Origin of the sequence: Caulobacter sp. CCG-8, assembly GCF_037402475.1 — a bacterium.
Classification (GTDB): Bacteria; Pseudomonadota; Alphaproteobacteria; order Caulobacterales; family Caulobacteraceae; genus Caulobacter.
On sequence record NZ_JBBEUD010000006.1, the window covers coordinates 155,834 to 181,386 of the forward strand.

Sequence of the window (25,553 nt, forward strand, 5' to 3'; positions counted from 1 at the left end):
TGGAAAGCGCTAAGGGGCCTAACAATCGCCGCAGCTTGCGGCATTGTGCGCCCTGATGGCCGAGCCCCCACCGCCAGAGACGAACCCCGACGCCGAGGCGTCCTCCCCCGCCGAGATCGTGGAGGTCGCGGGCGCGACCCTGGTCGACATCGTGCTGGAGACGATGTCGCTGGCCGCCCTCGCCTTCATCGCGCTGGGCTTCGCCACCTATGCCGGCCGCCGCGAGATCAGCCGCGAGCTGGCCCTGGCCTGGCTGAACGACAAGGGCATCGAGGCCACCCTCGACCTGGACGACCTGGACGCCACGGGCTTCGCCGGCGCCATCCGCCTGGGCCCGAAGAACGCGCCGGTGTTTTCGGCCGAGCGGATCGAGGTGGCCTACGACCTGGCCTCGCCCTGGACGGGCGGCAAGTTCGCCCTGAACACCCGGGCCGTGCGGCTGGTGCGGCCACGCGTCAACGCCCAGCTCGACGCCAACGGCCTGAATTTCGGCTCCCTGCAGCCGCTGATCGACGAGGCGCTAAAGTCGCCGGCCCAGCCGGAGACGCCCGGCCCGGCCATCCTGATCGAGGACGCCCGGGTGCTGCTGCGCACCCCCGGCGGTCCGGCCCGCCTGACCGGCGACGCCAGCCTGGACGACGGCCAGCTGCTGCGCTTCGACGGCCGGCTGGGCCCGATGCACTACGCGACGCCGTCCCTGTCGTTCGACACCGACGGCGCCGTTCTGAGGGCCCGCAAGCGCGGCGACCGGCTGAACCTCGACGTCCAGCTGGGGGTCAAGACCCTCAGCGCCGGCCAGCTGGACCTGACCGAGGCGCAAGGCTCGCTGCAGGCCGACCTGACCTATCCGGACCTCAAGGCGCTCTCGATGGTCGGGCCGGCCGAGGCGCGCCTGGCCTTGACGGCCCGGGGCGCCGAGGTCGAGGCCGCCAGCCTGGGCGGGCTGGAGGCCAACCTGGTGGTGGCCGGCCTGCTGAGCGGCGACCTCAAGCACGGCGGCCTGACCGGCAAGACCACCCTGCACGCCCGCGGCGAGCGCCTGACGGCCGGCGCGGGCCTGGACAGCCGCGACATCGGCGCGGACCTGGACCTGTCGAACCTGGCCCTGACCTATGACGCCTCCGGCCTGCGCGGCTCGGCCCGCACGCGGCTGGCCGCCAACGCCGACCGGGCGGTGGCCGGGCCCGCGGCGCTGTCGCGCTCGGCGCTCGAGGTCCAGTCGCCCAGCCTGACCCTGGTGTCGGACAAGGCCCGCACCTCGATCAGCGGCCCGCTGAGCGTGGCCCTGGGCGGCGGGCGCGTGGCGGCGGGCGGCGTGGTGCTGTCCAGCCTGGCGGCCGACGGCAAGGGCCGGTTCTCGGCGGGGACCGACGGGATCGCCCTGGCCCTGGACGGTCGGGCCGACGCCGACGGGGCGATGAGCGGTCCCGACGCCGCGCGGATCAGCGCCGCCCTGCCCAATCCCGCCTACGGCCAGGCCGCGGCCCGGGCCCTGTCGCGCTTCGAACTCTCGGCCCCGGCCCTGAAGCTGGGGATCACCGGCGGCCAGACGACCCTGTCCCTGCCCCGCCCCGTGGCCCTGACCGCGCCGGGCGGGGCCCGGGCGACGCTGAGCGCCCCGGGCGGTCCGCTGGTGGCGGCGCGGGACGGGACGGCGAACGGCCGGGCGACGCTGGCCCTGGGCGGCGGCGGCCTGCCCGAGATCACCCTGACGGCGCCCCGCTGGCGTTCGGACGCCTCGGGCCTGACCAGCGACGTCACGGCGGAAGGCAGCCTGGACGTCCCGCCCTTCATGGGCGTGGCCGGAACCCTGTCGGGACGGGCCCAGCTGGGCGGCGGCGGGCTGATCCTGCGGCTGAACGGCTGCACGCCGATGACCGCCCGCGCGATCGCCATGGGCGAGCCGCCGATCAGCGACGTGACGTTCAGGCTCTGCCCCGCCGCCCAGCCCCTGGTGGTCGCCGCCGGCGGGGTCTGGCGGGCCTCGGCCCTGGTCAAGGACGGCGCGGCGATGGTCAATGTCGCCCAGGCGCGGCTGGAGGGCGTCGACGCCAGCTTCGTCGGCGGCGGCCGCGGCTTCGACACCGCCCAGGTCGAGGTCACCGGCGGCCGCGTCGTGGAGGCCTCCACCGAGGGCAAGCGTTTCGAGACCATCGCCGCGACGGGCGAGGTCGACCTGGCGCGCGGCCAGTGGACCGGCGGGCTGGACGGCAAGACCCTGGACGGCCGTCCTCTGGGCCGGGTCACCATCCGCCACGACGTGGCCAGCGGCCGGGGCCAGGCCGACATCGACGCCACCAGGCTGGTCTTCGCCAAGGGCGGGCTGCAGCCCCTGGGCCTGACGCCCCTGGCCGCCATCGCCCGCGACGCCGAGGGCCCCGTCGTCTTCACCGGGCGCTTCAACTGGGCGGACGAGGTCCTGACCAGCCAGGGCAAGGTCTCGACCCCGGGCCTGGATTTCCGCAGCCCGCTGGGCCAGGTCCACCGGCTGAAGGGCGAGATCGTCTTCGACAGCCTGGCCCCCCTGACCAGCCCGCCCGGCCAGGTGCTGACCGTCGACAGCGTCGACGCCATCGTGCCCATCCAGTCGGTGCGGGCCAGCCTCGCCCTCGGGGCGGAGGCCCTGCGCCTGGAGGGCGCGACCTTCGAGGCGTCGAAGGGCAGGATCACCCTGGAGCCGCTGGACCTGGCCCTGGACGGCAAGGGCGCGACCAAGGGCGTGGTCGACATCGCGGGCCTGGACCTGGGCCAGCTGGTCGCCGGCTCGTCCCTGGCCGACAAGGTCGCTGTCGAGGCGACGATCGACGGCCGCCTGCCGTTCGAGATGGACCAGGCCGGCTTCCGCTTCGTCGACGGCAAGATCTATGCGACCGGCCCCGGTCGCCTGTCGATCGCCCGCACGGCCCTGACCGGCGTGCAGGCCGGCCAGGGCGGCGTCGACCCCAACGACCCCCTGACCGTCAAGAAGGACGCGCCGGTCAACGCCATCCAGGACTTCGCCTACCAGGCCATGGAGAACCTGCGGTTCGACACCCTGGAGGCCGGGGTGAGCAGCACCGACAAGGGCCGGCTGGGCGTGCTCTTCCACATCAAGGGCGAGCACGATCCGAAGGTGCCGGAGAAGGCCAAGATCGGGCTGATGGAGCTCTTGAACGGCAGCGCCTTCAACCGCCGCATCCCCCTGCCCGCCAAGACCCCGGTCGACCTGACCCTGGACACCTCGCTGAACTTCGACGAGCTTCTGGCGGCCTGGAAGCGCGGCTGGCAGGAAAGCGCGCCGGAGGCCCCCGTCCCCGTCCCCGTTCCGACGCCGGTTCCGGAGCCGGCCCCAGGCCCCGCCCCGGAGCCCGCGCCACGTTCAGCAACGGTTCAGCGTTGAATCGTCAGATTTCCCCCGAACTGGAGACACCCGCCATGAAGCGCGCCCTGATCCTTCCCCTCCTCGCGGTGGGCGCCCTCGCGGCGTGCACCCCGACGGTGCGGGTCAAGGTCGACCCGATCAACATCTACGCCAAGCTGGACGCCGACGTGCGCGTGCGACTGGACAAGGAAGTCCAGACGCTGATCCAGCAGAACCCCAACCTGTTCTAAGAGAGGAACCGACATGATCCGCAAGACCATGACGATCCTGGCCGTGGCCGCCTCGATGGGCGCCGTGGCTCTGGCCGTTCCCGCCTTCGCCCAGTCCGCCGCCGCCAAGGCCGCCGTCGACGCCGGCAAGGCCGCCGGCACGGTGGGCGAACAGGCCGACGGCTTCCTGGGCATCGTCTCGGGCGGCGACGCCGCCACCCGCGCCGCCGTGGCCGAGATCAACGCCGGCCGCGCGGCCGTCTACAAGGACACCGCCAGCAAGACCGGCGTCACCGCCGAAGCCGCCGGCCAGGCCACCGCCAAGCAGCTCTACGCCCGCCTGGCCCCCGGCCAGTACTGGAAGCCGCTGGATGGCGGCTGGACGAAGAAGTAGGCGGACGAAGGAGGGGACACACACTCACGCGAAGGCTTCGGCCGACCTCGCACGGCCGTGCCGTGAGTGTGTGTCCCCATCTCCACGCACGGTCTTGAACCCGCCCCCGCGCATCGCCACGTAACTGTCACGTCGTTGGACGCGGCGCCGCTGTTGGGTCGTGTCCGGCGAACGAAGTCGCTTGAGCGAGGACTTCGCGATGACCCGGACGATCCTGTTCGACAGCCCCTTCCTGCTGGGCTTCGAGCACACCAGAGACCTGATCGAGCGCGCGGCCAAGGCCGCCGCCGAAAGCTATCCGCCCTACAATGTCGAGCAATCGGACGACGGCGGGGTGCGCATCACCCTGGCGGTGGCCGGCTTCTCGCCCGACCAGCTGCAGGTGACCGTCGAAGGCGGCCAGCTGGTGGTGGCCGGACGGCGCGACAGCGAGGGCAAGCCCGAGGCCGACAAGGCCTATCTGCACCGCGGCATCGCCGCCCGAGGCTTCCTGCGCACCTTCGTGCTGGCCGAGGGCATGGAGGTCACGGCCGCCACGCTCGAGCACGGCCTTCTGCACGTGGACCTGGCCCGTCCGGAACCCGAACGGCTGGTCCGCCGCATCCCGATCCGCTCGGTCGGCTGAGGTCCGAAGCCGTTCCAGCCAAGCTTTTCCCAGGATGTTCCCCACGGTCGCGGTCTGAACCGAGACGCGACACGGGGCGTTCCCTTTCCGAAGGAGGTGGTCTTATGACACCTAACCCCGCTACCCCGTTCTTCTCCGCCGAAGCCTTCGCGGCCCTGGGCGCACCCGACCTGGTCTACGTCCGGCCGATCAAGGCGGCCGAGATCCTGGCCGACGTCCCCGTCGGCGTGACCGACGAGGTCGACCTGTCGCCAGACCAGACCCTGTACGCGGTGTTCCGCGCCGACGGCGCGCGCCTGGCCGTGCTGACCGACAAGGACGCGGCCGTCGCCGCCGCCCTCGCCCACGAACTGGCGCCGGTCTCGGTGCACTAAGCCCTACGATCCGGGCCGGCCCCTCCAGGCCGGCCCGAGCGGGGCTCTAGTCGAGCCGACGCTGCACCCGCCGCAGGGCGGGCATCCCCTTCAGATGGGTCAGGACGAACGCGGGTTTGCCCGCCGCGTCGGTCGTCGCCGTGCAGGTGAAGCCCTGGAACGGCGCGCCGTCCCGACGCAGCAGCAGCAGGCCGGGCGACAGCATCTCGGCCTGGTAGGTCGCCCCGTCCGTGGCGTCGAAGTCGTCCAGCTTCTTCTGGATCGTCGGGACGTCGGTCTCGGCGCGGTCGGTCCCGTAATACATCATCCCGCCGTCGGCCTTGAACCGCATGTAGTCGCGCGGAAGGCGGGCGCTGAGCTCTTCCGCGCCGGCTTCCTTGGCGACGATCACCTGGCTCTCCCACAGGCCGACGACGTCGGCATAGGCGCAGGGGCGGCCTTCCGCCAGCGGCTCGGTCTGCAGCTGGGCTTGCGCGGCGGTCGGCGCGCCGATCAGGGCCATCAGCCCGGCGGCGACGAAAAGCGTCTTGAACATCGAATAGGCCCCCGTGGCCGACGGATCGTCGGTCGGTGGTCCTTAGCAGTCCGGCGCGAGGGCCCACAAGCCGGGGCGCGGCCAGTCGACGATCGCGCCCGGGCGCGGTAAGCCGTCACGGTCGGAGACAGGCGAGGACGACGGATGAGCGACACGGATATCGGCCGCCGGGGGCTGTTGGGTCTGGCCGGGCTGCTGGTGGCGGCCCCCGCCTGGGCCGCGCCGTCCAAGCCCCGCGTGGCGATCCAGACCGACCACGGGACGATCGTCGTCGAGCTGGAGGACAGAAAGGCCCCGATCACCTCGGCCAATTTCCTGCGCTATGTGGACGCCCACAAGTACGACGGCGGGACCTTCTACCGCGCGTCGAAGACCAAGGGCGTCAAGGGCGCCGGCTCGATCCAGGGCGGGCCGCCCGACCGGGTGCGCCGCTTCGCCCCCATCGCCCACGAAAGCACCCGCCTGACCGGGATCAAGCATCGGGCCGGGACCATCTCGATGGCCCGCAACGCGCCCGGCACGGCCACCTGCGACTTCTTCATCTGCGCCACCCCGCAGCCCTATCTGGATGCGCAACCGGGCGGCAAAGGCGACAACGAGGGCTTCGCGGCCTTCGGCGGCGTGGTCCAGGGGCTGGACGTCGTGAAGAAGATCCTGGCCCTGAAGGCCGACGGCCCGGCCCTGTACCCGGCCATGAAGGGCCAGATGCTGAACCCGCCGGTGAAGATCCTGAGCATGAAGCGGGTTTAGGGATGGAATCCCTCTCTCTTTGAGAGAGGGAGGGGCCCGCCGCCGCAGGCGGTGGGAGGGTGAGAGGTTATAATCTCTCAGGATAAGGCGCCGACAGGGCAGCGTGGAACGCCGGCCGCATCGATGATGCGGAGGCCGGGTCATCTTGGGGGCTTCAACGGCTCTGGGTTTGCTTGCCGAGGGTGAAACCACTCACCCTCCCATGGCTTCGCCATGGGCCCTTCCCTCTCTCTATGAGAGAGGGTGAAATTCGCTCACGCCGCCGTGGACTTGCTCTCGTGGGCCTGGGTCAGCATCACGTGGACGGCGTCGGCCGAGCGGGCCTTGCGCAGCTGTTCGCGCAGCTCGGGCTGGCGCATCAGGCGCGAGACGCGGGCCAGGGCGCGCAGGTGGCTGGAATCGGCTTCCTTGGGCGCGAACAGCGCCACCAGCAGGTCGACGGGCTTGTCGTCCACCGCGCCGAACGCCACCGGGGTCTCCAGGCGCACGAACACCGCCCGCACGCGGTCGATGTCGGCCAGCCGGGCGTGCGGAAGGGCCACGCCCTGGCCCACGCCGGTCGATCCGGCGCTCTCGCGCTCGACCAGGCCTTCCAGGGCTTCGTGGGCGTCGACGCCGAACGCGCGGGCGGCGACGTCGGCGATCACGCCGAGGACCTGACGCTTGTTGGCGGCGCTGACCCGCAAAGTGACCGCGCCGGGCTCCAGTAGATCGCCGATGGTCATGGTGTGGAACTCGCTCGCAGTCGGTCGTCGCGCATGTCGCCGCCTCAAGCCCCGGACACTCGAAGCTTGAGAGACGGAGCCTACCAGAACGCGCCGACCGACCCGAGGTTCGATCAGCTAACGGCTGGTGCGTGCCCGTTCAGCGACTTGGTGCGTTCGGGGTCGATCCAGCCGATATTTCCGTCAGCCCGCCGGTAAACCACCGACAAACCGTCGTGGGCGGCGTTCCTAAACACGATTGCCTGGGACTCGGTCAAGTCCAGTTCCATGACCGCCATGGAAACGGTCATGATCTTCAACGAGGCCTGGGTCTCGGCGATGATCATGCCGGCCGGCGCGCCGGCGGGATGTTCCTCCTCGACGCTCCAGTCGTCGTCGTCGACATCGTCGCTGTCCGGAGCCCGCAGCACGTACATCGCCGCGTTTTCCGCCTGCTTGGCGGAGGCGGCGATCGAGTGGCTCTTAAGTCGTCGCTTGTAGCGCCGGATGCGCGTCTCGATCTTGGCCAGGGCGGCGTCGAAGGCCGCGTGGGCGTCGCCGCCCGCTCCGTGGCTGATCAGTTGCTGGCCCGAAGCCAGCTTGACCGAACAATCGACCCGGAAGGCGAAGCCCTCCTTGCTGATCACGACATCGGCGTCGCCGCCGCGGTCGAAATACTTGCCGATGCTCAGGGCGATTTCGTCGGAGACTCGCGCTCGCAGAGCCTCACCAACGTCGACATGCTTGCCGGAGATTTGGACTTGCATGGCCTATCAACGCGCCTGTCCCGGCTCGGTGTCAAGCGTCGCAAAAGCGACTTAAAGCAGCCCCGGAATCATGTGGAGGAGGCGTTCGACGGCGGCCGCCACGACCCCGGCGCTGACCACCAGCAGGCCCACGCTGACGGCGGCCATCAGGTATCCCAGCAGCACCAGGAGCCCGTCGCGCTGCAGCAGGGCCAGGGCCAGGACGGCCACCGTGGCCCCCGGCGCCAGGTTGCCCAGCGGGATCGGCAGCACCAGCACCAGGGCCAGCAGGGTGCAGACCACGCCGATCAGCCGCTCGCCGACCGGGCCGAACAGGAAGCCCAGCCGGGGGCGGGTGACCAGCTCCATCCGGCGGACGATCGGCGTCAGTCTACGGAACAATCCGCGCAGGTCGTCGCGCTTCAGGGGGTGGTGGATCAGCTTGCGCGGCAGCCACGGGATGTCGGAACCCCAGGCGATCTGCGGGGCCAGCAACAAGATCGGCAGGCTGAGGATCGTCGACGAGCCGGGGGGCAGGGGCAGGCAGTTGAGCAGGCCGAACACCAGCAGCATGGCCCCGAAGGCGCGGCTGTCGAACTGCTCGAGCATCTGGCCGACGGTCAGGACGGGACGGGTGTCCTCGCCGAACCCCTCGATGACGTCGGACAAACTCTCGGTGGTCATGCTTCGCCTTCAGTCACGCCCTGATCAAACGCGGAGCGCGGCCGTTCGCACCACGCCCCCGCATCCTGTCCCAGGGTTTCTCCGGACCCTAGGCGGTTTCCTTGATCAGGCGGCGACGCTCGACCGAGGAGGGGATGCGCAGGGCTTCGCGGTACTTGGCCACCGTCCGGCGGGCGATGTCGACGCCCGCTTCCTTGAGGATCTCGACGATCCGGTCGTCGGAATGGACGTCGGCCTCGGTCTTCTCGGCCTCGACCAGGCCCTTGATCTTGTGGCGCACGCTGGCGGCCGAGTGGGCCTCGCCGCCTTCCGACGACTGGATGGCCGAGGTGAAGAAGTACTTCAGCTCGAACACGCCGCGCGGGGTGGCGATGTATTTGTTGGAGGTCACCCGGCTGACGGTGGACTCGTGCATGCCGATGGCGTCGGCGACGGTCTTCAGGTTCAGCGGCCGCAGGTGCTCGACGCCGTAGGCCAGGAAGCCGTCCTGCTGGCGGACGATCTCGCTGGAGACCTTCAGGATGGTCTTGGCCCGCTGGTCGAGGCTTTTGACCAGCCAGTTGGCGGTGGCGAAGCTGTCGGAGACGAAGGTCTTCTCCTGGTCGGTCCGCGCGCCCTTGCTGACGCGGGCGTGGTAGCGCTGGTCGACCAGCACCCGGGGCAGGGTGTCGGTGTTCAGCTCCACGTGCCACAGGCCGCCGGGCGTCTCGCGCACATGGACGTCGGGCACCAGGGTCTGGGGCGGGTCGCTGTGGAAGGCCGCGCCGGGGCGAGGGGTCAGGGCGCGGATCTCGGCGACCATCTCGCGCAGGTCCTCGTCGTCGACGCCGCAGACCTTGCGCAGGGCGTTCATGTCGCGCCGGGCCAGCAGGTCCAGATTGTCCAGCAGGGCGGCCATGCAGGGGTCGTAGCGGTTGACGTCCTTCAGCTGCAGGGCCAGGCACTCGCGCACGTCGCGGGCCATGACGCCGGCCGGCTCGAAGCCCTGCAGGACCGTCAGCACCTCTTCGACGAAGGCCAGGCCGCAGCCCAGGCGCTCGGCCACCTCCAGCAGGTCGGCGCGCAGGTAGCCGGCCTCGTCGACCGCGTCGATCAGCACGGCGGCCACGGCGTTGCGGGCGGCCGAGAGGCCGGCCACGGCCAGCTGCTCGGTCAGGTGCTCGACCAGGGTCGGGGCGCGGGAGAGGGCGCCTTCGTAATTGTCGTCGCCTTCGAAACTGCCGCCGCCGCCGGCCCGCGACCAGTCGATCTGGCCGCCGGCCTGCTCGGCCCCCGCTTCGGTCCCGTCGCCGGTGGCGCGCTCGCCGGGCGAGACGTCGTCGGGGGTGGCGTCCATCTGGCTGCTGGCGGCGCTGTCGGACACGGCGTCCAGGCCCAGGTTCTCGGTGGCGCGTTCGGCGGGCTCTTCGGCCGCGCGCTCGGTTTCGGCCGGGCCGTCGTCGCGCGCCAGCAGGGGATTGCGCTCCAGCTCGGCCTCGACGAAGGCGTCGAGCTCGAGGTTGGACAGTTGCAGGAGCTTGATCGCCTGCTGAAGCTGCGGCGTGATGACAAGGCCCTGGCCTTGCCGAAGCTCCAATCTGTGGCCGAGAGCCAATGCGCCCTCCTGGGCAAATCAACGAACCTGTTGATCGCCATTGAACGGCCAGTTTGGTTAACGGGGCGCCAACGCCAGCAAAAAGCGGGCCACTGCGACCTTCCGTCCGCGAAGACCGGCGCTTTTCCCGGCATCGGGCGTCAAGTCACTGATCTGGCGACACTTTTAGTTTTCCGGAGCCGCAACGAAAAAGCCGCGCGCTCCGGGTGACGGAACGCGCGGCCTGTTAAATCTTGCCCGGCGGGCGCGGCGAGGGCGCCTAGACCCGCTCGTCGAAGCTGTCGCCCAGATAGACGCGGCGGACCTCGGGGTTGTCGATGATCTCCTGCGGGGCGCCTTCGAACAGCACCTCGCCGGCGTGGATGATCGAGGCCCGATCGACCATCTGCAGCGTCTCGCGGACGTTGTGGTCGGTGATCAGGATGCCGATGCCGCGGTTCTTCAGGTAGCTGACCACCTCGCGGATGTCGGAGATCGCCAGCGGGTCGATGCCGGCGAAGGGCTCGTCCAGCAGCATGAACGACGGCTCGCTGGCCAGGGCGCGGGCGATTTCCACGCGGCGGCGCTCACCGCCCGACAGGGCGGCGGCCGGCGACTTGCGGATGTGGGTGATCCGCAGTTCTTCCAGGATCTCGGTGACATGGTCGCGGGCCTTGCGCTGGTCCTTCTGGCGCATCTCGACCACGGCCATGACGTTCTGCTCGACCGTCATGCCCCGGAAGATCGAGGCTTCCTGCGGCAGATAGCCCACGCCCATGCGGGCGCGCTGGAACATCGGCTGGGACGTGATGTCCTCGCCGTCCAGGTAGATCGAGCCGTAGTCGGCGGCGACCAGGCCGGTGATCATGTAGAAGCAGGTGGTCTTGCCGGCGCCGTTGGGGCCCAGCAGACCCGCGACCTCGCCGCGCTTGAGGCGCAGGGAGACGCTCTTGACGACCGGGCGGTCGCCGAACGACTTGCCGATGGCGTCGACGAACAGGCCTTCGCTGGCCGTGGCGTCGACGTTCAGGGATTGCATCGAAAACGCCATGAGATCCTACGGCTTGCCGGCGGCGGGCTTCTTGTCTTTGTTCTGGTCGGGATAGAGCACCGCCCGCACACGGGGCTTGCCGCGGCCCGTGGCGTTGGATTCCATCTTCACGTCGTTGGTCTTGGTCTTGATCGTCATGCGGTCGCCCCGGGCCACGTCCTGGCCCTGGACGGCCACGACGTCGCCGGTCACCACGATGGTGTCGGTGGCGTAGTCGTAGACGGCATGGTCGCCGCGCACGGTCTGCTCGGGCGTCACGTAGAAGACGTTGCCGTCGGCCTCGACGCGGTCGACGTCGCCGCAGTCGTTGTTGCCGGTGGGCGAGGAGGTCTTACCCGGCGTCTTGCGGCGGTTGTAGACGGTCATGGTCGCGGCCCGCATGCGGGCCTTGTCCTGCAGGACCTCGACCGCGCCGCGGAAGATGGTCTTGCACTGGCTGTTGATGACCTCCTGCTCGTCGGCGGAGATGTCCACCGGCGCGCTGGAGTCGTTGCCTCGCGCGGGGGCCGTCGTCTGGGCCATGGCCGAGCCGCCCAACAGGATCGGGCCGCTCAGCAGGCTGAAGGCGATCGCCGTCGGCGCCATCCATCGATTCATCAACCACGTCCTCATGTTCATTCCGGCGTCCCCGTGTTCTGACCCGGACTTTGGGCCTGCACGGGAACGGCCTCACCCGTCTTCCGGTCGATGCGCGTCTTGACGCCGCCCCGGAAGATGATGCGGTCGCCCTTGTCATATACGGAGTAGGCGTTGGATTGCACCTGTCCAGTTGGACCTTCGCCTTGCAGCGTGGTTTCGCCGGTGGTGTTGCCGTTGCGCGTGTCGACCAGGGCCTCGTCCGAAGCGAATCGATAGCCGGCCCCGTCGTCCATGCGCACGTTGCCGTACAGCTGCAGGATCAGGGTGTCTTCGCGATAGACGCCGCGGTCGGCGGTCGAGCGGGTGGGGGCGGGGCTGCCCACGCCCAGGGTCAGGGTCGGGGCGTCCAGGAACACCCGCTTGAGGTCGTTCTCGTCGCGCACCGCCGAGCGGGCGGTGATGATGAACGGCCGTCCGTCGCTGGACTGGCCGTAGAAGCGCGGCGTGACCATCCGGATCTGGGCCTTGCTCTCGGCCGGCCGGCGGTCGCCGGCGGTGAACGAGCGCCAGGCCACCTGGCCGCCCACGGTGGCCAGGAGGGCGACCATGGCGGCCGGCAGCACCACCCGCGCCAGGTGGACGCGGCGCGAACGACGGCGCCAGCGGCGCAAGTCCCGCCTGTATCCCGCCCGGTCGGCCTCGAGGGTGGTCATCCCGCCCGCCTCAGCTGTGCGCGAAGATGTCGACGTCTTCCCAGCCGGCCAGGTCCAGGGCCGCGCGGTGGGGAAGATAGTCGAAGGCCGCCTGGGCCAGGGCCATGCGGCCTTCGCGGACCAGCATGGCGTTGAGGCGCTCGCGCAGGGCGTGGAGATGCAGCACGTCCGAGGCCGCGTAGGCGACCTGGTCGGCCGACAGCGTGTCGGCGCCCCAGTCCGAGCTCTGCTGGACCTTGGACAGCTCGACCCCGACCAGCTCGCGCGTCACGTCCTTCAGGCCGTGGCGGTCGGTATAGGTGCGGGCCAGCTTGCTGGCGATCTTGGTGCAGTACACGGGGGCCGTCATGACCCCCAAGTGCAACAGGAACATGGCGATATCGAAGCGGCCGAAGTGAAAGAGCTTCACGACGGAAGGATCGGTCAGCAGGCGCTTGAGGTTGGGCGCGTCGTAGGTCGAGCGGTCCAGGCGCACCACGTGGGCGTCGCCGTCGCCCGACGACAGCTGGACCACGCACAGCGGGTCGCGGCCCAGGCGCAGGCCCATGGTCTCGGAATCGATGGCGACCGCCGTCGCGCCGTCGAAGACGCCGGCGGGCAGATCGCCTTCATGCAGGAAGTTGGCCAAGTCTCTTCGTCTCCGCGCCCTCGGTCTCGTCGCGCGGACGCTGCGAATTCCGAATGCGCCTGAATAATGGGGCGCCGACCCTGTCGGCCGAATGAACAGGATATCTAACGCCTGGTCACAACCGTCGCTAGGCCCCCGTGGGGGCCAGGATCATTTTGTGAGCATGTCTTGGAAGCTTTCGAGCCCCCTGGAGTTCCGGGAGCTTCGGCGCCACCCCGACCTTCTTTCGAAGGTTGGTAGGGGGTGGTGCCCAGGAGAGGACTCGAACCTCCACGACCTTTCAGTCACTGGCACCTGAAGCCAGCGCGTCTACCAATTCCGCCACCTGGGCCTGCGGAGCGATCCGTGGACCGCCGCGAGGCCGGGACGTTTATGCAAAGGTTCTGGCCGCGTCAATCGCTAATCGCAGCCTTTTTTTCAGCTTCGATTGCGAAGGCCCTCGCGGTCGTCTATCCCCCGCCTCACGACTTGATAGAGAGGTTTTCGCATGCAAGGTCTGGTCACGGTGTTCGGCGGCTCCGGCTTCGTCGGCGGCCAGGTCGTACGCGCGCTCGCCAAGGCGGGCCATCGCGTGCGGGTGGCGGTGCGCAATCCCAACCTCGCCTATCGCATGCGCATGCTGGGCGATGTCGGCCAGATCGAGGTCGTGCAGGCCAATGTCCGCAACGCCCCGTCGGTGGCCCGCGCGGTCGACGGCGCCGAGGCGGTGGTCAATCTGGTCGGGGTCCTGTGGGAGAACGGCCGCCAGAAGTTCCAGACCCTGCACGTGATGGGCGCCAAGACCGTGGCCGAGCAGGCCAAGGCCGCCGGCGTCAAGCGCCTGGTCCAGGTCTCGGCCATCGGCGCCGACGTCAAGTCCTCGTCCAAGTACCAGCGCACCAAGGCCGAGGGCGAAGCCGCCGTCCGCGCCGCGTTCCCGGGCGCGGTGGTGATCCGCCCGTCGATCGTGTTCGGCGCCGAGGACAAGTTCTTCAACAAGTTCGGCCAGATGGCCGCCCTGGTCCCCGCCCTGCCGCTGATCGGCGGCGGCGAGACCAAGTTCCAGCCGGTCTATGTGGGCGACGTGGCCGCCGTGATCGCCAAGGCGGTCGCCAGCCCGGCCGCCGAGGGCCTGACCTACGAGCTGGGCGGCCCGGCCGTCTACAGCTTCAAGGAGCTGATGGAGCTGATCCTGGTCGAGACCGGCCGCAACCGCGTCCTGGCCCCGATCCCGTTCTTCGCCGCCGGCCTGATCGGCAAGGTCGGCGACCTGTCGCCGATCAACCCGCCGCTGACGTCGGACCAGGTCGAGTCGCTGAAGACCGACAACGTGGCCGACAAGGGCCTGCCGGGCCTGGCCGAGGCCGGCGTCGTCCCGACCGCCGTCGAGGCGGTGGTCCCGTCCTACCTCTACCGCTACCGCAAGGGCGGCCAGTACGCCGAGGTCCCGGCGGGGGCGTTCTAGGACTCTCCTCTCCTACGGGAGAAAAGCAAAAAGCCGCGTCCGGTCTTCCGACTGGGCGCGGCTTTTTCGTTCAGCGGACGGGGACATGCCCTCGCGGCGTGTCCCCGGCCTTGGCTCGGCGCGCGCTGATGGGGACACGCCGCAAGGGCATGTCCCCGCTCAGATCACTTCGGCATGTAGATCAGCCCCAGGCCGATCACGCCCACCACGATCCGCCACCAGGCGAACGGGGCGAAGCCGCGCTTGCCGATGAAGGCGATCATCGTCTTGACCACCAGCAGGCCCGACAGGAACGACACCACGAAGCCGACGGCGATGGTCCCGGCATGGCTGGTGTCGATGTCCTTGTAGCTCTTGAGCAGGTCCAGGGCGAAGGCGCCGACCATGATCGGGATTGCCATGAAGAAGCTGAACTCGGCGGCGGCCTTGCGCTCCACGCCGATCAGCATCGAGCCGACGATGGTCGAGCCCGAGCGCGACACGCCCGGCAGCAGCGACAGGCACTGGAACAGGCCGATCAGGAACGCGGTCTTCAGGCTCAGCGCCATGCCGTCCATTTCCTTGGGGGCGGGGGCCTTCTTGTCGACGATCAGCAGGATCACGCCCCCGACGATCAGCGAGGCGCAGATCACCTGCGGCAGGAACGGGTTCTCGAAGAAGTGCTTGATCACCCCGTGCAGGAGCAGGCCGGCGGCGAAGGCGGGGATGCAGCCGATGATCACGCTCAGCGCGAAGCGACGGGCTTCCGGCTTGGTCGGCAGGCCGACCACGACATTCCACAGGCGCTGGAAATAGACCGCCACGACCGCTAGGACCGCGCCCAGCTGGATCAGGACGATGAAGGTGTCCCAGGCCGGATCGGTCAGGCCCAGGGCGATCTTGGTCAGCAGCAGGTGCCCCGTCGACGAGACGGGGATGAATTCCGTCAGGCCCTCGACCAGGCCCAACACGATCGCGATCAGCCAATCCGGCATCGTCATTCCTTTAGGCGCGCGGCCTCTTGAAACCCCGCCCCGGGCGTGCGCCCGACACGGTAAACAAGTCGTTTATCCACTAAGTGGACCATATAGGGCCATAACTGCGAGTCGCTCGCAATAACCCCACAGTCATCACGGATAAATTTGTCCATGAATTTGACAAACGCATTCTTCTTGCCGCGAAGAGTCCGTATGAGGCCCGCGCACGCAAATTTTTCCCCGGCAGCGGGGACGAGGGAAGTCGCATGGCCGAGCGCATGCTGAAATTCACGACCGTGGCCCGCAAAACGCCCGAAAAGCGTTCGGCGGCTGAGCGCAACGGCGACTTCCACGAGATCTACGCCGACTTCATCGACGCGAAAGCCACCGAGCAGGCCTCGCGTTGCTCGCAATGCGGCGTGCCGTTCTGCCAAACCCACTGCCCCCTGCACAACAACATCCCCGACTGGCTGCGGATGACGGCCGAGGGCCGCCTGGAAGAGGCCTACCAGCTGTCGCAGGCCACCAACTCCATGCCGGAGGTTTGCGGCAGGATTTGCCCGCAAGATCGTCTCTGCGAAGGCAACTGCGTCATAGAGCAGTCGGGTCACGGCACCGTGACGATCGGCTCGGTCGAACGCTACCTGACCGACAAGGCCTGGGAGATGGGCTGGGTGAAGCCGCTCGTGGCCAAGGCCGACCGCGGCCAGTCGGTGGGGATCATCGGCGCGGGCCCGGCCGGCCTGGCCGCCGCCGAGAAGCTGCGCGAGGAAGGCTACGCCGTCACCGTCTACGACCGCCACGACCGGGCCGGCGGCCTGCTGATCTACGGCATCCCCGGCTTCAAGCTGGAGAAGGACGTCGTCGAGCGCCGCACCCGGCGCCTGGCCGACGGCGGCGTCGAATTCAAGCTGGGCTTCGAGGTCGGCAAGGACGCCACGCTGGAAGACCTGCGCGAAAAGCATGACGCCGTGCTGATCGCCGTGGGCGTCTACGCCGCGCGCGACCTGGTCGCGCCGGGCTCGGGCGCCAAGGGCGTGGTCGCCTCGCTCGACTACCTGATCGCCTCCAACAAGAAGACGCTGGGCGACGACGTCCCGGCCTATGACAGCGGCGAGCTGAACGCGGCCGGCAAGGACGTGGTCGTGGTCGGCGGCGGCGACACCGCCATGGACTGCGTGCGCACGGCGATCCGCCAGGGCGCGACCTCGGTCACCTGCCTCTATCGCCGCGACAAGGCCAACATGCCCGGCTCGCTGCGCGAGGTCGCCAACGCGGAGGAAGAGGGCGTGACCTTCGAATGGCTGGCCGCGCCGCGCGCCCTGGGCGGCGACGCCGAGGCCGTGACGGGCGTGCGCGCCATCCGCATGCGCCTGGGCGCCCCGGACGCCTCGGGCCGCCAGACCCCGGAAGAGATCGAGGGCGGCGACTTCGACCGTCCGGCCCAGCTGGTGGTCAAGGCCCTGGGCTTCGAGCCCGAGAACCTGCCCGAGCTGTGGTCGGCGCCCGACCTGAAGGTCACGCGCTGGGGCACGGTCAAGGCCGACGTCCGCCACCAGATGACCAATCTGGACGGCGTGTTCGCGGCCGGCGACATCGTGCGCGGCGCTTCGCTGGTGGTCTGGGCGATCAAGGACGGCCGCGACGCCGCCGACGCCATGCACCGTTATCTGCAGGCCAAGGTCGGCGCCCCCGCGCTGATCGCGGCGGAATAAGAGAGAGGAACCAAGACCATGAGCGAGATGGACCTCTATCTGAAGAACCGCCAGGCCCTGATCGACGGCCACGCCTACGACCCCTCGACCGAGCGCGACGCGTGCGGCGTGGGCCTGGTCTGCGCCATCGACGGCCAGCCGCGCCGCGAGGTCGTCGAACTGGCGATCAAGGCCCTCAAGGCCCTGTGGCACCGGGGCGCGGTCGACGCCGACGGCAAGACCGGCGACGGCGCCGGCGTGCTGGTCTCCGTCCCGCAGGACTTCTTCGTCGACCAGGTGCGCCGCACCGGCCACGCCCTGCGCCAGGGTCCGATCGCCGTCGGCCAGGTCTTCCTGCCGCGCACCGACCTGGGCGCCCAGGAGGCCTGCCGCACGATCGTCGAGGCGGAAGCGCTTCGCTTCGGCTTCTACATCTACGGCTGGCGCCAGGTGCCGGTCGACACCTCGGTGATCGGCGAGAAGGCCAACGCCACGCGTCCGGAAATCGAGCAGATCATGCTGGCCGCCCCGGCGGGCCTGGAGGGCGAGGCCCTGGAGCGCGCCCTGTTCCTGTGCCGCAAGCGCATCGAGAAGCGCGTGCACGCCCAGAACATCAGCGACTTCTACATCTGCTCGTTCTCGGCCAAGTCCCTGATCTACAAGGGCATGTTCCTGGCCGAACACATCGACGAGTTCTATCCCGATCTGAAGGACGATCGCTTCGCCGCGGCGGTGGCGATCTTCCACCAGCGCTATTCGACCAACACCTTCCCGCAATGGCGCCTGGCCCAGCCGTTCCGGATGCTGGCCCACAATGGTGAGATCAACACCATCAAGGGCAACATCAACTGGATGAAGTCCCACGAGATCAAGATGGCGGCCGACGCCTTCGGCGAGTTCGGGGACGACGTGAAGCCGGTGATCCAGCCGGGCGGTTCGGACTCGGCCAACCTGGACAACACCTTCGAGGTGCTGGTCCGGGCCGGCCGCGACGCGCCCATGGCCAAGACCCTGTTGGTGCCGGAAGCCTCCAACCCCAACCAGAAGGCCGAGCACAAGGCCCTCTACAGCTACTGCAACGCGGTGATGGAGCCGTGGGACGGCCCGGCCGCCCTGTGCGCCACCGACGGCCGCTGGGTCGTGGCCGGCAAGGACCGCTCGGGCCTGCGCCCGCTGCGCGTGGCCTATACCGACGACGGCCTGGTGATCATGGGCTCGGAAGCGGGCATGTGCGGCGTCGAGGAAAGCCGCATCACCCGCAAGCTGGCGATCTCGCCGGGCCGGATGATCGCCATCGACCTGGCGGGCGGCAAGCTCTACGGCGAAGACGAGATCATCGACGAACTGGCCGGCCGCCACCCCTATACCGACTGGCTGGGCAACATGGTCGATCTCGAGAAGGAGATCGGCCCCGGCCCTGAGCCGCGCAAGTACGGCCGCGAGGAGCTGACCCGCCGCCAGGCCGCCGCCGGCTTCTCGCTGGAGGACCTGGAAATGGTCCTGGCCCCCATGGTCGAGGAGGGCAAGGAAGCCGTCGGCTCGATGGGCGACGACGCGCCCCTGGCCGTGCTGTCGGAAAAGTACCGGCCGCTCAGCCACTTCTTCCGCCAGAACTTCAGCCAGGTGACCAACCCGCCGATCGACCCCCTGCGGGAGACCGGCGTCATGAGCCTGAAGACCCGGTTCAAGAACCTGGGCAACATCCTGGCGCAGGACGCGGCCCAGGCCGACGTCTACGTGCTGGAAAGCCCGGTCCTGACCACCGGCATGTACGAGCGCATCCATGGCCTGCTGGGCCAGAAGAACGTCGCCGTCATCGACTGCACCATGCCGCTGCCGGCCCCGGAAGCGCGCGACGGCGACGCCCTGCGCGCCAACCTGGACCGCATCCGGGCCGAGGCCGAGGACGCGGTGCTGCGCGGCTGCGGCGCCATCGTCCTGACCGACGAGGGCAGCAACGCCGAGCGCGTGGCCCTGCCGATGATCCTGGCCACCGGCGGCGTCCACGCCCACCTGGTGGCCAAGGGCCTGCGGTCGTACGTCTCGATCATCGTCCGTTCGGCCGAGTGCCTGGACACGCACTATTTCGCGGTGCTGGTCGGCGTCGGCGCCACGGCGGTCAACGCCTACCTGGCCCAGGAAAGCTTCCAGGACCGCCTGGAGCGCGGCCTGGTCGGCGACAAGTCGCTGCGCGACGTCTGCATCAACTTCAAGACGGCCATCGAGGGCGGCCTGCTGAAGATCATCTCCAAGATGGGCATCAGCGTCATCTCCTCGTACCGCGGCGGCTACAACTTCGAAGCCGTCGGCCTGTCGCGCGCCCTGGCGGCCGAGTTCTTCCCGGGCATGCCCTCGCGCATCTCGGGCATCGGCCTGGCCGGCATCGAGACCAAGTCGGTCGAGCTGCACCGCAAGGCCTGGGGCGAGCCGGCCGTGACCCTGCCGGTCGGCGGCCTCTACAAGCTGCGCCGATCGGGCGAGGCCCACGCCTTCGAGGCGCGCCTGATCCACACCCTGCAGAGCGCCTGCGACACCGGCGATTTCGAGCTCTATCGCCGCTGGTCCAACGGCCTGCGCACCCAGAAGCCGATCCAGCTGCGCGACCTGCTGGACTGGCGCTCGGACCGCAACCCGATCTCGACCGACGACGTCGAGAGCGTCAACGAGATCCGCAAGCGCTTCGTCACCCCCGGCATGAGCCTGGGCGCCCTGGGCCCCGAGGCGCACGGCGTGCTGAACATCGCCATGAACCGCATCGGCGCCAAGTCGGTGTCGGGCGAGGGCGGCGAGGACTCGGCGCGCTACAAGCCCCTGCCGAACGGCGACAACCCCAACAGCGCCATCAAGCAGGTGGCCTCGGGCCGGTTCGGCGTCACCGCCGAATATCTGAACCAGTGCCGCGAGATCGAGATCAAGGTCGCCCAGGGCGCCAAGCCCGGCGAGGGCGGGCAACTTCCTGGCTTCAAGGTCACGGAGATGATTGCACGTCTGCGCCACGCCACCCCCGGCGTGATGCTGATCAGCCCGCCGCCGCACCACGACATCTATTCGATCGAGGACCTGGCCCAGCTCATCTACGACCTGAAGCAGATCAACCCGATCGCCCGGGTCACAGTGAAGCTGGTGGCCGCCACCGGCATCGGCGCGATCGCGGCCGGCGTGGCCAAGGCCAAGGCCGACGTCATCCTGGTGGCCGGCAATGTCGGCGGCACCGGCGCCTCCTCGCAGACCTCGGTCAAGTATGCCGGCGGTCCGTGGGAGATGGGCCTGTCGGAGGCCAACCAGGTGCTGACCCTGAACAACCTGCGCCACTCGGTGGTGCTGCGCACGGACGGCGGCATCCGCACCGGCCGCGACGTGGTCATCGCCGCCATGCTGGGCGCCGAGGAGTTCGGCATCGGCACCGCCTCGCTGGTGGCCATGGGCTGCATCATGGTGCGCCAGTGCCACTCCAACACCTGCCCCGTGGGCGTCTGCACCCAGGACGAGGCCCTGCGCGCCAAGTTCACCGGCACGCCGGAGAAGGTGATCAACCTGTTCAGCTTCGTGGCCGAAGAGGTCCGCGAGATCCTGGCGGGCCTGGGCTTCAAGAGCCTGCAGGAGATCGTCGGCCGCACCGACTTGCTGGCCCAGGTGTCGCGCGGCGGCGAGCACCTGGACGACCTCGACCTGAACCCGCTGCTGGTCCGCGCCGACCCCGGCCAGAACAAGCCCTACTGCACGGTCGAGGGCCGCAACGCGGTTCCGGACACCCTGGACGCCCAGATCGTCCGCGACGCGGCGCCCCTGCTGGAGCGCGGCGAGAAGATGCAGCTGACCTACACGGTCCGCAGCACCGCCCGCTCGATCGGCTCGCGCACGTCCAGCCACATCGTGCGCAAGTTCGGCATGAAGGGCCTGCCCGCCGGCCACCTGACCGTCCAGCTCAAGGGCTCGGCCGGCCAGAGCCTGGGGGCCTTCGCGGTTCAGGGCCTGCGCATCGAGCTGACCGGCGAGGCCAACGACTATGTCGGCAAGGGCCTGTCGGGCGCGACGATCGTCATCAAGCCGGCCCGCGGCCTGGCCGCGCCCGAGACCAACACCCTGATCGGCAACACCGTGCTGTTCGGGGCCACCTCGGGCCGTCTGTTCGCGGCCGGCCAGGCCGGCGAGCGCTTCGCCGTTCGCAACTCGGGCGCCACCACGGTGGTCGAGGGTTGCGGCGCCAACGGCTGCGAGTACATGACCGGCGGCCAGGTGGTGATCCTGGGCCCGACGGGCGGCAACTTCGGGGCCGGCATGACCGGCGGCATGGCCTTCGTCCTCGACCAGCACGGCCGGTTCGAGAGCCAGGTCAATCCCGAGAGCATACTGGTCCAGCGCCTGGCCTCGCCCTACTGGGAAGGCGTGCTGCGCTCGCTGCTGGCCGAACACGCCCGCGAAACGGACTCGGCCTTCGCCGAAAGCCTGATCCGCGACTGGGACCGCGTGCGCGACCTGTTCTGGCAGGTGTGCCCGAAGGAGATGGTCTCGCGTCTGCCGCAGCCGCTGGCGGCGGAAGAGGCCGTGCACGAGCGGGCCTAGCGCCACTTTGCAGATGGGTTAGCATGGGCCTCTCAACCGGAGAGGTCCATGCTGTCCGCCCTGATGATCCTGGTCGCGGCGGCGACGATCCAGGCCGAGCCCGGGCCGGGTTGGGACGATCCCCATGATCTTGGGAAGATCGGTCCGTGGGCGCTGACGTGCGTACGCGACGGAAGCTTCACGAGCTGGAACCATGTCGAAGGCTGCTCCGCCCGGGCTTCGGTCGGCGGGGCGCGGCTGATCATCGTCCGGACGGCGAACGAGGCCTATACGGTTGTCGACGGCGTCCAAGGCTGCTCGCCTCTCGTCAGCCAATCGGGCCTTTCGCTAAGGGCCTTGAACAGGCCCGGTGCGGCGCGCGTCCGGCTGGTCCGCGACGCCTTGCGGCGCACGATCAGGGCCGCCGTGGAGCGGTGCGGCGCAGGTCCGGAATACAAGGCCTTCGTCGTGCGCGACAGCGACATCGAGGCGTTCCTGAAGATCAGTGAGGGGCTCCAGGACCTGAACGGGCCCGGGTCGTAGGGATCAGGACGCCGGCCGCACGCCCACATACCGCGCCCGGGGCCGGATCAGCTTTCCCGTCTGCAGCTGCTCGATCGCGTGGGCGTGCCAGCCCGCCATCCGTCCGACGGCGAACAGGCTGAACGGCGCGTCCGCCGGCAGGGCCAGGGTCTGGGACAGGGCCACCAGGGCGAAGTCGATATTGGGGGGCAGGCCCGTGGCGGCCTCGGTCTCGCGGCGCAGCTGCGCCAGGACCTCCGGGACCTTGAAAGCCTCCAGCAGGGCCGCCGCGCGCGGGTCGCCGTCGGGATAGAGCGGATGGCCGAAGCCCGGCATGGCCGCCCCCCGGGCCAGGCGCTCGGCCACGGCCCGCGCCGGGCCGCGCCGCTCGGCCTCGTCGACGAGCATCTCGACCCGCGCCGCCATGCCGCCGTGCAGGGGTCCCGACAGCGCCGCCAGCCCGGCCAGGGACGCGGCCGCCAGCGACGCCCCGGTCGAGGCCGCCACCCGCACCGCGAAGGTCGAGGCGTTCAGCTCGTGGTCGGCCAGCAGCACCAGGCTCCGGCGGACCAGGTCGGCGCCCTGGGCGTCCAGGCCCCAGGCCTCGGCCAGGCGCTGGTGAATCGGGCCATCGCCGATCGACCCGGCCACGGCGTCGGCGGCGGCTTCCAGCAGTCCGGCCGCCTCCATGGCCAGGGCCAGGGGCGCGCGGCCCCGCGCGGGCGGGTCGATCCCGGCCCGGGCGGCCAGGGTCGAGAACAGGCGCGCGCGGGGCGTCTCGCCCTTCTTGGGTTTCTTGGGCTCCGGACCGGTCAGCGGCGCGCCGTGGCCGCCGCGCAGCAGGCGCGCCGCCTGCTCCAGGCTGTGCATGCGGGCCAGGTCGACGGCGTCCTGGCCGCGATAGAACAGCCGCCCGCCCTCGACCGTGGTGATCGCCGAGGGCAGGACCGGCTCGCCCCAGGCGATGGCCTCGGCCGCCACGTCGGCGGCGCGCCGGCCCCGGGCCTTCTTGGCCGCCAGGGCCGCGACGTCGGAGGCGCGATAGAGGCTGCGGCGCGGATCGTCCGGATGGACGACCGCGCCCACCCGACCCCGGCTGACATAGGCGTACAGGGTCTGGGCCCTTACCCCCAGCGTCGCCATCGCCTGTTCCGCGTCGATCCATTCGGCCATTTATATTGATTACATTGATCAAGATTGACGATCAAGCTCCGGAGGCGTGGATTGCGCGGTGAAAGGAGACCTCATCTATGTCCAAGGGTCTTACCGCCGCCCAACACGCCGGCTTCGTCGCGGAAGGTCTGGAAGGCGTCGTCGCCGCCCACACCGTGCTGTCCGACGTCGACGGCCAGGCCGGCCGCCTGACGATCCGCGGCTACGCCGTCGAGGACCTGGCCCATCGCGCCGGGTTCGAGGGCGTCGCCCACCTGCTGCTCGACGGCTTCTTCGACGACCTGCCGTCCGACCTCGCCCCGGCCCTCGGCGCCGCCCGCGCCCGCGCCTTCGCCGAGGTGGCCGCCCTGGACGAGGGCCTGGCCCGGCGCGATCCGGTCGAGGCCGTCCGCGCCCTGATCGCCCGCCTGCCCGACGGCGACGGGCTGGACACGGCCCTGCTGCTGCTGGCCGCCCCGGCCGTCTTCACTCCCGCCGTGCTGCGCGTCGCCGGCGGCCAGTCGCCGGTCGCCCCGGACCCGGCCCTGTCGCACGCGGCCGACATGCTGCGCATGACGCGCGGCGTCCCGGCCACGGACGGGGAGGCGAGGGCGCTGGACGCCTATCTGGTCACGGTCTGCGACCACGGGCTGAACGCCTCGACCTTCGCCGCCCGGGTGGTGGCCTCCACCCGCGCCGGCCTGACCTCGGCGGTGCTGGCCGGGATCTCGGCCTTGAAGGGTCCGCTGCACGGCGGGGCGCCCGGTCCGGTGATCGAGATGCTGGACGCCATCGGCGCGCCCGACAACGCCGAGGCCTGGCTGCTGGCGGCCCTGGCGCGCGGCGACCGGCTGATGGGCTTCGGCCACCGCATCTACCGGGTCCGCGACCCGCGCGCCGACGCGCTGAAGGCGGCGATCCGCCAGCTGGCCCAGACGTCCAACGCCGTGCCCGGCCGCTTGGCCTTCGCCGAGAGCGTCGAGCAGGCCGCCCTGCGGATCCTGCGCGACCACAAGCCCGACCGGCCGCTGGACACCAATGTCGAGTTCTACACCGCCGTCCTGCTGGAGGCCCTGGGCCTGCCGCCCAAGAGCTTCACCTGCGTCTTCGCCATGGGCCGCACCGCCGGCTGGATCGCCCACGCCCGCGAACAACTGGCCACCGGAAAGCTGGTGCGCCCGCAGTCGGTCTATGTGGGGCCCAGGACCAAGGCGGCGGCCTAGGGGGGAAACGGGGGACACACACTCACGCCACGGTCCGAGCCGATCCGGCATGGTCTTGCCGTGAGTGTGTGTCCCCTCCTTCGTCCACCGCGAGTCGTTCTCGCTGGGGCTGCATCGCCGCCCTTGCTAAACAGCGTGCATGTCCGTTGCTCCCGTCCCCGCCCTGACCGCCGCCGAGTCCGCCAAGCTCACCCGCCGGGTCACCGCCCTGTCGGTGGGGGTGGCGACCGTGCTGATCGTGATCAAGGGCGCGGCTTGGCTGGCCGGCCATTCGGTGGCCATGCTGGCCTCGCTGGCCGACAGCGGGCTGGACCTGATCGCCTCGCTGATCACCTTCTACGCCGTGCGCTACGCCGCCGAGCCGCCGGACGCCGAGCACCGGTTCGGCCACGGCAAGGCCGAGGCCTTCTCCAGCCTGACCCAGGCGGGCCTGGTCTTCGCCTCGGGCGCCCTGATCGGCCAGGAGGCCATCCGGGGCCTGCTGCATCCCAAGCCGATCGCCGCCGAGGGGCTGGGCATCGGCGTCATGATCGTCTCGATCCTCCTGACCCTGGCCCTGATCCGCGCCCAGGCCGAGGTGATGAAGCGTACCCGCTCGGTGGCGGTGTCGGGCGACAAGGCCCACTACGCCGCCGATCTGGCGTCCAACGCCGTCAGCCTGGCCGGCATCGCCGCCGCCGGGTTCCTGGGCCTGACCTGGGTGGACGCCGCCGCCGGCCTGGTCGTCGCCGCCTGGCTGGTCTGGGGCGCGATCGGGGTGTTCCGCGAGGCCAGCCACCAGCTGATGGACCGCGAACTGGCCGACGAGGACCGCGCCCGCATCGTGGCCCTGCTGACCGCCGACCCCCGGGTGATGGGCGTGCACCAGCTGCGCACCCGGGCCTCGGGCCCGTTCGTCCACGTCCAGGCCCACATGGACTTCGACGCCGAGACGCCCCTGGTCCTGGCCCACACCCTGATGGTCGAGGCCGAGGCGCGGGTGCTGGAGGCCTTCCCGACCGCCGACATCCTGCTGCATCCCGACCCGCGCGGCCTCGCCGAGCCGCATGCGGGGGCCTTCAGCGAGGTCGAGCCGTTCTGAAGGCTTGCCCCGA

Annotated in this window: 23 protein-coding genes and 1 tRNA gene; 12 read left to right on the plus strand and 12 right to left on the minus strand. The window is 70.1% G+C overall.

Annotation, left to right across the window (positions count from 1 at the left end; translation table 11 throughout):
- Positions 1-55: 55 nt before the first annotated feature.
- From WAE60_RS07745 to WAE60_RS07765, 5 genes are all read left to right on the plus strand, one after another.
- Positions 56-3,379 (plus strand): YdbH domain-containing protein, encoded by a 3,324-nt coding sequence (locus tag WAE60_RS07745; protein WP_337685644.1) that lies wholly within the window; start codon positions 56-58, stop codon positions 3,377-3,379.
- Between the two features lie 35 nt (positions 3,380-3,414).
- Positions 3,415-3,591 (plus strand): YnbE family lipoprotein, encoded by a 177-nt coding sequence (locus WAE60_RS07750; RefSeq protein WP_012288956.1) that lies wholly within the window; start codon positions 3,415-3,417, stop codon positions 3,589-3,591.
- Positions 3,592-3,604: 13 nt separating this feature from the next.
- Positions 3,605-3,964: a DUF1318 domain-containing protein gene (locus tag WAE60_RS07755; RefSeq protein ID WP_029909756.1), complete on the plus strand. Its 360-nt coding sequence runs from the start codon at positions 3,605-3,607 to the stop codon at positions 3,962-3,964.
- Positions 3,965-4,163: 199 nt separating this feature from the next.
- Positions 4,164-4,589: an Hsp20 family protein gene (locus tag WAE60_RS07760; protein ID WP_029909754.1), complete on the plus strand. Its 426-nt coding sequence runs from the start codon at positions 4,164-4,166 to the stop codon at positions 4,587-4,589.
- 104 nt (positions 4,590-4,693) lie between these two features.
- Positions 4,694-4,963, plus strand: coding sequence for a DUF1150 family protein (locus WAE60_RS07765; RefSeq protein ID WP_029909753.1), 270 nt, complete (start codon positions 4,694-4,696; stop codon positions 4,961-4,963).
- A gap of 46 nt (positions 4,964-5,009) precedes the next feature.
- Here WAE60_RS07765 and WAE60_RS07770 read toward each other — a convergent pair whose 3' ends face one another.
- Entirely contained in the window at positions 5,010-5,498 is a 489-nt protein-coding gene (locus WAE60_RS07770; RefSeq protein ID WP_337685646.1) for a hypothetical protein, read from the minus strand.
- Between the two features lie 144 nt (positions 5,499-5,642).
- Here WAE60_RS07770 and WAE60_RS07775 point away from each other — a divergent pair, with 144 nt between their 5' ends.
- Positions 5,643-6,248 (plus strand): peptidylprolyl isomerase, encoded by a 606-nt coding sequence (locus tag WAE60_RS07775; protein ID WP_337685647.1) that lies wholly within the window; start codon positions 5,643-5,645, stop codon positions 6,246-6,248.
- 254 nt (positions 6,249-6,502) lie between these two features.
- Here the strand turns inward: WAE60_RS07775 and ptsN are convergent, their stop codons facing one another.
- From ptsN to WAE60_RS07820, 9 genes are all read right to left on the minus strand, one after another.
- Entirely contained in the window at positions 6,503-6,973 is a 471-nt protein-coding gene (ptsN, locus tag WAE60_RS07780; protein ID WP_029909744.1) for a PTS IIA-like nitrogen regulatory protein PtsN, read from the minus strand.
- A 113-nt stretch (positions 6,974-7,086) separates the two neighbouring features.
- Complete coding sequence (gene raiA, locus WAE60_RS07785) at positions 7,087-7,719, minus strand: ribosome-associated translation inhibitor RaiA (RefSeq protein ID WP_029909741.1); 633 nt, start codon at positions 7,717-7,719, stop codon at positions 7,087-7,089.
- Between the two features lie 51 nt (positions 7,720-7,770).
- On the minus strand, positions 7,771-8,382 hold the full coding sequence (locus WAE60_RS07790) for an exopolysaccharide biosynthesis protein (RefSeq protein WP_337685648.1): 612 nt from the start codon (positions 8,380-8,382) through the stop codon (positions 7,771-7,773).
- Between the two features lie 88 nt (positions 8,383-8,470).
- Entirely contained in the window at positions 8,471-9,976 is a 1,506-nt protein-coding gene (rpoN, locus tag WAE60_RS07795) for an RNA polymerase factor sigma-54 (RefSeq protein ID WP_337685649.1), read from the minus strand.
- Between the two features lie 259 nt (positions 9,977-10,235).
- Positions 10,236-10,994 (minus strand): LPS export ABC transporter ATP-binding protein, encoded by a 759-nt coding sequence (gene lptB / locus WAE60_RS07800; protein WP_337685650.1) that lies wholly within the window; start codon positions 10,992-10,994, stop codon positions 10,236-10,238.
- 18 nt (positions 10,995-11,012) lie between these two features.
- Positions 11,013-11,603, minus strand: a complete 591-nt coding sequence (locus tag WAE60_RS07805) for an LptA/OstA family protein (RefSeq protein WP_029909719.1) — start codon at positions 11,601-11,603, stop codon at positions 11,013-11,015.
- A 17-nt stretch (positions 11,604-11,620) separates the two neighbouring features.
- Entirely contained in the window at positions 11,621-12,298 is a 678-nt protein-coding gene (lptC, locus tag WAE60_RS07810) for an LPS export ABC transporter periplasmic protein LptC (protein ID WP_051695285.1), read from the minus strand.
- A 10-nt stretch (positions 12,299-12,308) separates the two neighbouring features.
- A complete protein-coding gene (locus WAE60_RS07815) occupies positions 12,309-12,926 on the minus strand; it encodes a ribonuclease D (protein WP_029909714.1) in 618 nt (205 codons plus the stop codon).
- A 244-nt stretch (positions 12,927-13,170) separates the two neighbouring features.
- A tRNA-Leu gene (locus WAE60_RS07820) sits at positions 13,171-13,257 on the minus strand.
- A gap of 156 nt (positions 13,258-13,413) precedes the next feature.
- On the opposite strand from WAE60_RS07820, the gene WAE60_RS07825 reads away from it, so the two are divergent.
- Positions 13,414-14,370, plus strand: a complete 957-nt coding sequence (locus tag WAE60_RS07825; protein WP_337685651.1) for a complex I NDUFA9 subunit family protein — start codon at positions 13,414-13,416, stop codon at positions 14,368-14,370.
- 164 nt (positions 14,371-14,534) lie between these two features.
- Here WAE60_RS07825 and WAE60_RS07830 read toward each other — a convergent pair whose 3' ends face one another.
- The gene (locus tag WAE60_RS07830; RefSeq protein ID WP_337685652.1) at positions 14,535-15,344 is read right to left on the minus strand and encodes an undecaprenyl-diphosphate phosphatase; all 810 of its coding nucleotides are present in this window, start codon (positions 15,342-15,344) and stop codon (positions 14,535-14,537) included.
- Between the two features lie 248 nt (positions 15,345-15,592).
- Between WAE60_RS07830 and WAE60_RS07835 the strand changes: the two genes are divergently transcribed.
- From WAE60_RS07835 to WAE60_RS07845, 3 genes are read left to right on the plus strand one after another with little or no spacing between them, the layout of a single operon-like run.
- Positions 15,593-17,041, plus strand: a complete 1,449-nt coding sequence (locus WAE60_RS07835) for an NAD(P)-dependent oxidoreductase (protein WP_029909709.1) — start codon at positions 15,593-15,595, stop codon at positions 17,039-17,041.
- 18 nt (positions 17,042-17,059) lie between these two features.
- Positions 17,060-21,583: a glutamate synthase large subunit gene (gene gltB, locus WAE60_RS07840; protein WP_029909707.1), complete on the plus strand. Its 4,524-nt coding sequence runs from the start codon at positions 17,060-17,062 to the stop codon at positions 21,581-21,583.
- Between the two features lie 48 nt (positions 21,584-21,631).
- On the plus strand, positions 21,632-22,105 hold the full coding sequence (locus WAE60_RS07845) for a hypothetical protein (protein WP_029909705.1): 474 nt from the start codon (positions 21,632-21,634) through the stop codon (positions 22,103-22,105).
- A 3-nt stretch (positions 22,106-22,108) separates the two neighbouring features.
- Here WAE60_RS07845 and WAE60_RS07850 read toward each other — a convergent pair whose 3' ends face one another.
- Complete coding sequence (locus tag WAE60_RS07850; protein WP_337685653.1) at positions 22,109-23,257, minus strand: citrate synthase; 1,149 nt, start codon at positions 23,255-23,257, stop codon at positions 22,109-22,111.
- A 77-nt stretch (positions 23,258-23,334) separates the two neighbouring features.
- Here WAE60_RS07850 and WAE60_RS07855 point away from each other — a divergent pair, with 77 nt between their 5' ends.
- Both WAE60_RS07855 and WAE60_RS07860 read left to right on the plus strand, forming a co-directional pair.
- Positions 23,335-24,459 (plus strand): citrate synthase/methylcitrate synthase, encoded by a 1,125-nt coding sequence (locus tag WAE60_RS07855; protein WP_337685654.1) that lies wholly within the window; start codon positions 23,335-23,337, stop codon positions 24,457-24,459.
- A 139-nt stretch (positions 24,460-24,598) separates the two neighbouring features.
- Entirely contained in the window at positions 24,599-25,540 is a 942-nt protein-coding gene (locus WAE60_RS07860; protein ID WP_337685656.1) for a cation diffusion facilitator family transporter, read from the plus strand.
- The last annotated feature ends 13 nt before the right edge of the window (positions 25,541-25,553 follow it).

Coding starts and splice junctions, on each gene's coding strand:
- WAE60_RS07745 (WP_337685644.1), top strand. CDS start 56: ATGGCCGAGCCCCCACCGCCAGAGACGAACCCCGACGCCGAGGCGTCC.
- WAE60_RS07750 (WP_012288956.1), top strand. CDS start 3,415: ATGAAGCGCGCCCTGATCCTTCCCCTCCTCGCGGTGGGCGCCCTCGCG.
- WAE60_RS07755 (WP_029909756.1), top strand. CDS start 3,605: ATGATCCGCAAGACCATGACGATCCTGGCCGTGGCCGCCTCGATGGGC.
- WAE60_RS07760 (WP_029909754.1), top strand. CDS start 4,164: ATGACCCGGACGATCCTGTTCGACAGCCCCTTCCTGCTGGGCTTCGAG.
- WAE60_RS07765 (WP_029909753.1), top strand. CDS start 4,694: ATGACACCTAACCCCGCTACCCCGTTCTTCTCCGCCGAAGCCTTCGCG.
- WAE60_RS07770 (WP_337685646.1), bottom strand. CDS start 5,498: ATGTTCAAGACGCTTTTCGTCGCCGCCGGGCTGATGGCCCTGATCGGC.
- WAE60_RS07775 (WP_337685647.1), top strand. CDS start 5,643: ATGAGCGACACGGATATCGGCCGCCGGGGGCTGTTGGGTCTGGCCGGG.
- ptsN (WP_029909744.1), bottom strand. CDS start 6,973: ATGACCATCGGCGATCTACTGGAGCCCGGCGCGGTCACTTTGCGGGTC.
- raiA (WP_029909741.1), bottom strand. CDS start 7,719: ATGCAAGTCCAAATCTCCGGCAAGCATGTCGACGTTGGTGAGGCTCTG.
- WAE60_RS07790 (WP_337685648.1), bottom strand. CDS start 8,382: ATGACCACCGAGAGTTTGTCCGACGTCATCGAGGGGTTCGGCGAGGAC.
- lptB (WP_337685650.1), bottom strand. CDS start 10,994: ATGCAATCCCTGAACGTCGACGCCACGGCCAGCGAAGGCCTGTTCGTC.
- WAE60_RS07805 (WP_029909719.1), bottom strand. CDS start 11,603: ATGAATCGATGGATGGCGCCGACGGCGATCGCCTTCAGCCTGCTGAGC.
- lptC (WP_051695285.1), bottom strand. CDS start 12,298: ATGACCACCCTCGAGGCCGACCGGGCGGGATACAGGCGGGACTTGCGC.
- WAE60_RS07825 (WP_337685651.1), top strand. CDS start 13,414: ATGCAAGGTCTGGTCACGGTGTTCGGCGGCTCCGGCTTCGTCGGCGGC.
- WAE60_RS07830 (WP_337685652.1), bottom strand. CDS start 15,344: ATGCCGGATTGGCTGATCGCGATCGTGTTGGGCCTGGTCGAGGGCCTG.
- WAE60_RS07835 (WP_029909709.1), top strand. CDS start 15,593: ATGGCCGAGCGCATGCTGAAATTCACGACCGTGGCCCGCAAAACGCCC.
- gltB (WP_029909707.1), top strand. CDS start 17,060: ATGAGCGAGATGGACCTCTATCTGAAGAACCGCCAGGCCCTGATCGAC.
- WAE60_RS07845 (WP_029909705.1), top strand. CDS start 21,632: ATGCTGTCCGCCCTGATGATCCTGGTCGCGGCGGCGACGATCCAGGCC.
- WAE60_RS07850 (WP_337685653.1), bottom strand. CDS start 23,257: ATGGCCGAATGGATCGACGCGGAACAGGCGATGGCGACGCTGGGGGTA.
- WAE60_RS07855 (WP_337685654.1), top strand. CDS start 23,335: ATGTCCAAGGGTCTTACCGCCGCCCAACACGCCGGCTTCGTCGCGGAA.
- WAE60_RS07860 (WP_337685656.1), top strand. CDS start 24,599: ATGTCCGTTGCTCCCGTCCCCGCCCTGACCGCCGCCGAGTCCGCCAAG.